The 6,520-nt window shown below is 73.5% G+C and carries 8 protein-coding genes; 2 read left to right on the forward strand and 6 right to left on the reverse strand.

All coding sequences use genetic code 11. The features are described 5' to 3' along the window. Positions 1-408: 408 nt before the first annotated feature. Positions 409-819 (forward strand): hypothetical protein, encoded by a 411-nt coding sequence (locus ACFYMM_RS44045; RefSeq protein WP_388398417.1) that lies wholly within the window; start codon positions 409-411, stop codon positions 817-819. Here the strand turns inward: ACFYMM_RS44045 and ACFYMM_RS44050 are convergent. The 6 genes from ACFYMM_RS44050 to ACFYMM_RS44075 all read right to left on the reverse strand — a co-directional run bounded on the left by ACFYMM_RS44050 (position 810) and on the right by ACFYMM_RS44075 (position 5,957). After that, on the reverse strand, positions 810-1,499 hold the full coding sequence (locus ACFYMM_RS44050) for a plastocyanin/azurin family copper-binding protein (protein ID WP_388398420.1): 690 nt from the start codon (positions 1,497-1,499) through the stop codon (positions 810-812). The genes ACFYMM_RS44045 and ACFYMM_RS44050 overlap by 10 nt on opposite strands. After that, positions 1,487-2,005, reverse strand: a complete 519-nt coding sequence (locus ACFYMM_RS44055) for a hypothetical protein (RefSeq protein WP_388398422.1) — start codon at positions 2,003-2,005, stop codon at positions 1,487-1,489. Before ACFYMM_RS44055 ends, ACFYMM_RS44050 begins: the two co-directional genes overlap by 13 nt. Before the next feature lie 115 nt (positions 2,006-2,120). Beyond that, positions 2,121-3,188 (reverse strand): plastocyanin/azurin family copper-binding protein, encoded by a 1,068-nt coding sequence (locus tag ACFYMM_RS44060; RefSeq protein WP_388398425.1) that lies wholly within the window; start codon positions 3,186-3,188, stop codon positions 2,121-2,123. Between the two features lie 61 nt (positions 3,189-3,249). Next, entirely contained in the window at positions 3,250-4,587 is a 1,338-nt protein-coding gene (locus ACFYMM_RS44065) for a CopD family protein (RefSeq protein WP_388398427.1), read from the reverse strand. Beyond that, entirely contained in the window at positions 4,584-5,255 is a 672-nt protein-coding gene (locus ACFYMM_RS44070; protein ID WP_388398429.1) for a hypothetical protein, read from the reverse strand. Before ACFYMM_RS44070 ends, ACFYMM_RS44065 begins: the two co-directional genes overlap by 4 nt. A gap of 207 nt (positions 5,256-5,462) precedes the next feature. Further along, a complete protein-coding gene (locus tag ACFYMM_RS44075) occupies positions 5,463-5,957 on the reverse strand; it encodes a hypothetical protein (RefSeq protein ID WP_388398432.1) in 495 nt (164 codons plus the stop codon). A 12-nt stretch (positions 5,958-5,969) separates the two neighbouring features. Between ACFYMM_RS44075 and ACFYMM_RS44080 the strand changes: the two genes are divergently transcribed. Further along, complete coding sequence (locus tag ACFYMM_RS44080; protein WP_388398435.1) at positions 5,970-6,392, forward strand: hypothetical protein; 423 nt, start codon at positions 5,970-5,972, stop codon at positions 6,390-6,392. Positions 6,393-6,520: the final 128 nt, after the last annotated feature.

Genomic DNA, 6,520 nt, shown 5'->3' on the forward strand with positions numbered 1-6,520 from the left:
ACCAGCGCTGGCCCTGGTGCGGGGGTTCCGGTTCCGCGTGGGGCCCGGTGTGGCCGCCGGCCTTGCCCATGTCGGACAGACCCTCCAGCATCCAGTTCCGCAAACGGCTCTGCGGCGGCTGTTCGATGGTCGCCATCCGGGGGTTCTCCTGTGGTGCGCTGGACATGTGGACCGGCGCACCAGCGTAAGCAGAGCGTGAGGCCAGGGCCCATGGATCAGTGGGTCGTGCCCGTCAAGCTTCCGTTAAGACCGGCCGCACGCATGCCGGCGGCCCGCAGCGGGATCCGTGGGGACTTCGCACCATTGTTCACGCCTACGGGTGAATCGATGAATGAATGTCCGGTCTGTCTGCGGCGGGTGCGGTCTCCTGGGCCAGGACGTGCCGTAACGGGGCAGGGGGCGGAACTCATGCGTGTCTTCGTGCTGTGTACGTGGCTGATGACCGCTGGTCTGGGTGGCTATCTGGCCACCGTGTGGATCCGCCACGGCGGCCTGCGGCAGCGCACGCCGGGCGTGACGCGGCTGCCGCTGTGGCTCGTCGTGGGGCATGTGGCGCTCGCCGTCGCGGGACTCGCCTCGTGGAGCGCCTATCTCGCGGCCGGGGTCAGGACCACGGCCTGGGCGGCCTGTGCCGTGGTGCTGATCGTCGCCGCTTTCGGGTTCATGATGCTGCTGCGCTGGCTGCCCAGCTCCGGTCGGCACTCCCAGGGAGGGAGCACCGCCGAGCGCCACTTCCCGCTCGCGGCCGTGGTCGCCCACGGGACGACCGCGGGAGCGACCGTGCTGCTGGTCGTGCTGGTGGTCCTGCGTCAGGTGTGAGGACGCCCCGCGGCGGAGCGGGAGCCGACCAGGAGCAGACACAGGACCGCCACACCCGCGACGACACCGGCGAGCAGGAGCAGCGGGTCGAGGGGGCGGGTGGCGGACGACGCGCTCTGCGTCTGTGTCGCGGCCTGGACGGCCGCCGTGGTGGAAACCGGCGGGTCCGAGGCACTCGGCCCGGCGGGGGCGGCGGCCCTGCCGTTGTGGTCCGTGTGCGCGGAGGGTGCCGCCGGGCCGGCGGACCGGGTGGAGGCAGCCGCGGCGGGCTCGTGGGCCGTCGGGTGCGCGGTGCGCGGTGCGGCGGGGGCGGCCACGACGGCGGCCCGGACCACGAGTCGGGCCGTCATGCCGGGGTGCACGGTGCACACGTAGCCGTAGCTGCCCGGGGTGGTGAAGGTGTGGCTCCAGCTGCCGCCCCTGCTCAGCATGGGCGAGTGGACCGGGGCGGGTCCGGAGGTGGTCTCCACGTCGTGGGGCGCCTGGTCCTGGTTGGTCCAGGTGACCGTGTCCCCGGCGGTGACGGTCAGGACCCGGGGGCTGAACGCGTACCCGGACATGAGGACCTGATGGGCGGTGGCCGCCTCGGCCGTGGGCGGGGCGGGGGCGGGCAGGACGGTGACGGCGCCGGCCAGGACGAGGGCGGCGAGCAGGGTGCGCGGGACGGTCAGGCGGGGCATGTGAACTCCGCGGCGACGAGCAGCCGGATGCGGTCTGCGGGGCGGGTGCGGGGCAGGGTGAGGCCGGTCGTACGACGCAGCGGGCCGTACGGCAGCCGGATCGTGCCGAGGACGAGCAACTGGTCGTCGGCGCGGTCGACGACGCGCAGGACGAGTGTCGCCGGGGTGGGCCGGCCGGGCAGCGCGGCGAGTTCACCGCTCGCCCGTATCCGGGTGCCGTCCGCCTCGGGCACCAGGTTCCGGCTGACGAAGGTCAGTGCCGTGCCGCGCAGCGGGCGGCCGGTCAGCCTCCACCTCAGCACACAGTCCTCGGGGTCGGCGGCCACGGTCAGGGTGGCGTCCTCGGCGGTCAGACGGCTCCGGGAAGTGGTCAACGGGCCCAGCCGGCCGGCCAGTTCGGTGATGTGACGGCCGGGGCCGGCGGTGTAGGTACCGGGCCGGGGCAGCCAGGAAGGCCCCGGCGAGGGCGCGGGCAGGGAGGCGGTGGGAAGGGTTTCGGTGGTCATCTCGGCACCTCGGTGGGCGAGCGGAGTGACGGAAAGGGGAGAATGGGAGCGGCGACGGGCCGGCCGACTGCGACTCGGCCGGCCCGCCGCTTCCCGCTGCGGATCGCTCAGTGGCTCAGCAGGAGTTCGTGAGGTAGTCCTCGGTGGGCGAGAGCAGGTGCTCGGCCCAGACGGTGTGGGTCTTGACGTACTGGTCGGGGTTGAGGATGTCCCCGATCTGCTGGCCCGGTGACTCCTCCAGATGCGCGGAGTCCAGGTGCTGGAGGAGCACGGTGAGGGTGCCGTCCGCGACCGAGCCGGCCCCGTTCACGGCCGGGGTGAGGACGGACTCCAGCCAGACGGTGTGCATCTTGAGGTAACTGTCGAGCTTGAGCGCGTCCTGGACCTGCTGTCCCGGGGACTCCTCCAGGTGCGCCCTGTCGATGTGCTGGAGGATCGGCAGCAGGACCTGCTGGACGCTCACGCACTCCTCGGAGCCGCCGTTGCCGCCGCCCATACCGCCGGCACCGCCGCTCCCACCGGTGGACCCGCCGGTGTGGCCCCCGCCGGAGCCTCCGGTCGAACCGCCGGTGCCGCCACCGGTTCCGCCGCCAGCGGTCCCGCCCGTGCCGCCACCCGCCGAACCGCCCGACCCCGACCCACCGGTCGACCCGCCCGTCGAGCCCCCGGTGGAGCCGCCGGTGGAGCCCCCCGTGCCGCCGCCGCTGCCGGCGGCGACCACGGTGATGGAGGCCATCATGTCCGGGTGCACCGCGCAGTAGTACTTGTACGTACCGGCCTTGGTGAAGGTGTACGACCAGCTGTCGCCCTTGTTCAGCGTGCCCGAGTCGAACTTGGCCGGGCCGCTGGTGGTGGTGACGGTGTGCGGGGCGGTGTCCTCGTTGATCCACTTGACGGTCTGGCCGACCTTGATGGTCAGGCTCGGCCGGGCGAACCGGTAGTTCGTGATCTTGATCGTGTAGTCGGCCGCCTTGGCCGCGGCGGGCCGCGCCATGGCCATCGAGTTCGCCGCGGCCGCCGGTTCCGCCCGCTGCGGGACCGTGGCCGCGCCGGCCGCCTGCAGCAGACCGAGACAGGCGACGGCCGCGATGCCGGCACCGGCGCCGGTGGCGAGCAGTACCCGGTTGCCCACGCGGGAGTGCCGGTGACGCGGCGGGGGTGCGGTGGTGGTGTCAGTACCCATGGTGGTGCGTCTCCTTGAGAGGTGGGAAAGGAAAGCGGCGGATGGTGCCTGGGATCGCCGGTCAGCGTCCGGGGGCGGACGTGACCAGCACACTCGTCGCGACGAGGACGACGAGGACGAGCCCCGTCTCGGCCGCGACCGAGTAGACGAAGGGCCGTACGGTGGCACGGTCGCCACGCAGCAGTACGGCGATGTCGAGCCGGGTGCGCACCCAGCCGCGACTGCGCTGGGCGATGACCAGCACGAGGGCCAGGCCGGCGAGTTTGAGCAGCAGCAGCCGTCCGTAGCCGGTGTGCACCAGGGCGCCGAAGGACCCGACGATCTGCCAGGCCAGGACCGCCCCGGCCGCGGCGATCGCGGCGACGGACACGCCGGCCAGCGTGGAGTAGCCGGACACGGCGGCCGACAGCTCCTGCGGCAGGCGTCTCGGCAGCACGCCGAACAGCAGCAGCGTCAGACCGCCGAGCCAGAGCGAGACGCCGAGCAGATGGACCAGGTCGGCGACCGCGCCCCAACCGGGGTGCGTGCCCTCGGCGTCGTGTCCGGCCATGCCGGTCGTGCGCAGCAGCCCGAGGGCGACCGCGAGCGCACCGACCCGCCAGCCGGGCGACCGGGCGGCCCGCTCACCGCCCTGCAGCAGCGCGGCCAGCACGACGGCGGCCAGCACCCACATCAGCACCCGGCAGGCGGCTACGACACCGACCTCGGTGTCCAGCAGATCGGTGTACGTGGAGGTCCGGAGTACGTCACCGAGGGCGCCCATCGTCCCGTACGCGCCCTGCAGCCCCGGGGCGAGCAGGCTCGCCGCGAGCCCGGCCGTCCAGGACAGGGTCAGGATGCGGCGGGTACGGCGGTCCAGGGCGCCCTGCGGCCACAGCAGGGCGAGGAAGCCCAGTCCGCCGACGTACAGGGCAAGGGCGAGATAACCGGCCCACCGGGTGGCCACCCATGCCGTCCGTACGGTCCCGGAGGCCTTCGGCGCGGTCTGCGCGTCCATGCCTGCGCCGGTCGTGTCCGCGGCCTTGGCGGTGAGCGGGAAGGACAGCGTCCCGGACGTCGGATGCCCGTCCTCCATGTCGCGTACCTGCCACACCAGGACGAGCCGGTCCTGGCCGCCCGCCCTCGGCACGGCGACCTCGACGGTGTCGCCCTTGGCATCGGTGTGCGCCGGCCTGGACAGGGCCAACCGCTCGCCCCCGGCCGAGACATGGACGTCGGCGAGGTCCACGCGCTCACTGAAGACCAGCCGGATGCCGGTCGGTGTGTGGGTGAGCCGGGAGCCGTTCCCGGGGGTCGACGAGTCCAGCTCCGTGTGTGCCGCGGCGGGGGCCGCGGCGAGGAACAGGGCGGTGAGCGCGGCCGGCAGGAGCACGGCCAGGGACGGCAGGCGGCTTCTCACGGAAGCACCTCCGTGAGAAGCGAGGGTGACGGCGCCACACCGACGCACACCGAGGACAGGGCATCGGCCGGTGAAGAGGAGGACGGGGACGGGGACGGGGACGGGGTCGGGGATGGGGTCGGCGAGGCGGTGGCGCCGGACGCTCCGGTGCCGAGCAGGCCGTCCAGCAGACCGGTCACCTGGCCGAGGGTGCCGCTCAACAGCGGCCGCACGAGGCGGACTTCGCCCTGTCGGCAGCCGGCCGGCGCCGTCGGCGAAGGGATCGGCGAAGGGGAACCCGGGGCCGGGCCGGAGGGCGTGGGCGCGGGCCCGGTGCCTGCGCCGCCCGTACCGGGGCCGGTCTGCCCGTCCACGGGGGCCGGGACGGTGACGGGCCGGCCGGCGCCGACGTCGTCCGGCGCCAAGGCCCCGCCCGGGCCGGCCCCGAACCCCGTTCCGTCGGCGCTCGCCCCCGCGTCACCCGCCGCGGAACCGTCGACGGGCCCGGACGAGGACGCCGACGACGGCGCCCGGGACGCCGGGGGAGCCGCGGTGTCGATGGTCGTGGGCGACGGGGTGCCGATGCCCGAGGCGTACCCGAGGACGACGATCACCGCCGCGACGAGCGTTCCGGCGACGATCTCGTCGCGGTGGTCTCCCGGCCAGAACGCCCTGGCGAAGAAGGACATGGCCCCTCCTGACGCTGTGTGTGAAGCGGTGACCAGGAGTGCACCAGAGGCGACGATTCCCGTCGGCTACGCGTCAGTTAATCGGCCGTTTCAATACCTCCTATTCGACCGGGGGTGGTCTGTGAGAACGGACCTCCATGCCCCAATGCGTGCATTGCATTCGGTGAAGAAAACGCAGGAACCGTGAATTCGAACGTGCTGGGTATTTCAGCCGGGCACGGCGTCGGTGCGCAGTTCGACGCAGCAGGAGCCCTCGCGAGGGACCAGTGCGGCCGTCGTCCCGGTGCCGCCGGACGCGGCCAGACAGCCGGACAGGAAAGCGTGGTTCATTCCGCAGACCAGCTCGGGCGCCTCGACGGCGACGGCGTGGAACGGACAGTTGTGCAACAACGTGCGGCCGTCGCCGCCGTCCGCCGGCTCGAAACCCAGCGCTTCGAGAAAACCGGTGAGACCGGCGGCCGGAATTCCGGCCCCCAGTGCCTCGCCGCGCTCCCGGGCGACCCGCAGGGACGCCTCGCGGGCGCTCTCGTCCGACCGCTGCGCCGTGACCGCCTCCGCGAGCAGCGAGGCGAGCAGTTCGGGCCGGCGCGGCGGCAGGCTCACCGACAGCTGCTGCGGACTCGGCTCGTACACCTTCGGCGCACGCCCCACCCGGCGCGGACCGTCGCCGCCGTGCCGGGCCTGGAGCAGCCCCGACGCCACCAGCTTGTCCAGGTGGAAGGCTGCCGGCTTGCGGGAGATCCCGGCGGCGGCCGAGGCCTCCTCGCCCGCTGGATCGCCCGCGGCGGTCTGCGCCAGCAGCGGACGGGGACGACCCGCTTCCCGGCGGCCCTCGTCTTCGGCCACTTCCTGCTCGCCGCCGCCGGACTGGTGATCTGGATCGTCTACCTCGCCGCCGACCGGGGAGCCCTGGCGTGGACGTCCTTCGGCATCCTCGTCGCCGTCGCCCTGCTCGGCTTCACCCTGTTCGGCCGCTGGCTCCCCGTCCACCGCGCTCCGGTCCCCGCCACCGCCGGGGAGGAGACCGCGCCCGCCGAACGCCACCTGCCGGTCCTCGTCGTCGCCGCCCACGGACTCCTGGGCGCGGCGCCCCTGGTCCTGGTCCTGCTGGCGGCGCTCGGGGTGGGCGGCAGCTGACAGCGGGGCAGGGGGCCGGCCCGGAAACCGGCCCCCTGCTTCCTAATGCTGTTGTCAAGCCGTCGGAGTGCGACGCGTGTGCGAGGCGAGTACGGGGTCATGTGCTCACGTGGTGTCCTCGGCTCCGG

This window comes from Streptomyces sp. NPDC006739, assembly GCF_042869815.1.
GTDB lineage: Bacteria > Actinomycetota > Actinomycetes > Streptomycetales > Streptomycetaceae > Streptomyces.

Excerpts from the sequence above, each read along its gene's own strand:
- ACFYMM_RS44060 (WP_388398425.1), bottom strand. The coding sequence starts at position 3,188 with ATGGGTACTGACACCACCACCGCACCCCCGCCGCGTCACCGGCACTCC.
- ACFYMM_RS44070 (WP_388398429.1), bottom strand. The coding sequence starts at position 5,255 with ATGTCCTTCTTCGCCAGGGCGTTCTGGCCGGGAGACCACCGCGACGAG.
- ACFYMM_RS44050 (WP_388398420.1), bottom strand. The coding sequence starts at position 1,499 with ATGCCCCGCCTGACCGTCCCGCGCACCCTGCTCGCCGCCCTCGTCCTG.
- ACFYMM_RS44055 (WP_388398422.1), bottom strand. The coding sequence starts at position 2,005 with ATGACCACCGAAACCCTTCCCACCGCCTCCCTGCCCGCGCCCTCGCCG.
- ACFYMM_RS44045 (WP_388398417.1), top strand. The coding sequence starts at position 409 with ATGCGTGTCTTCGTGCTGTGTACGTGGCTGATGACCGCTGGTCTGGGT.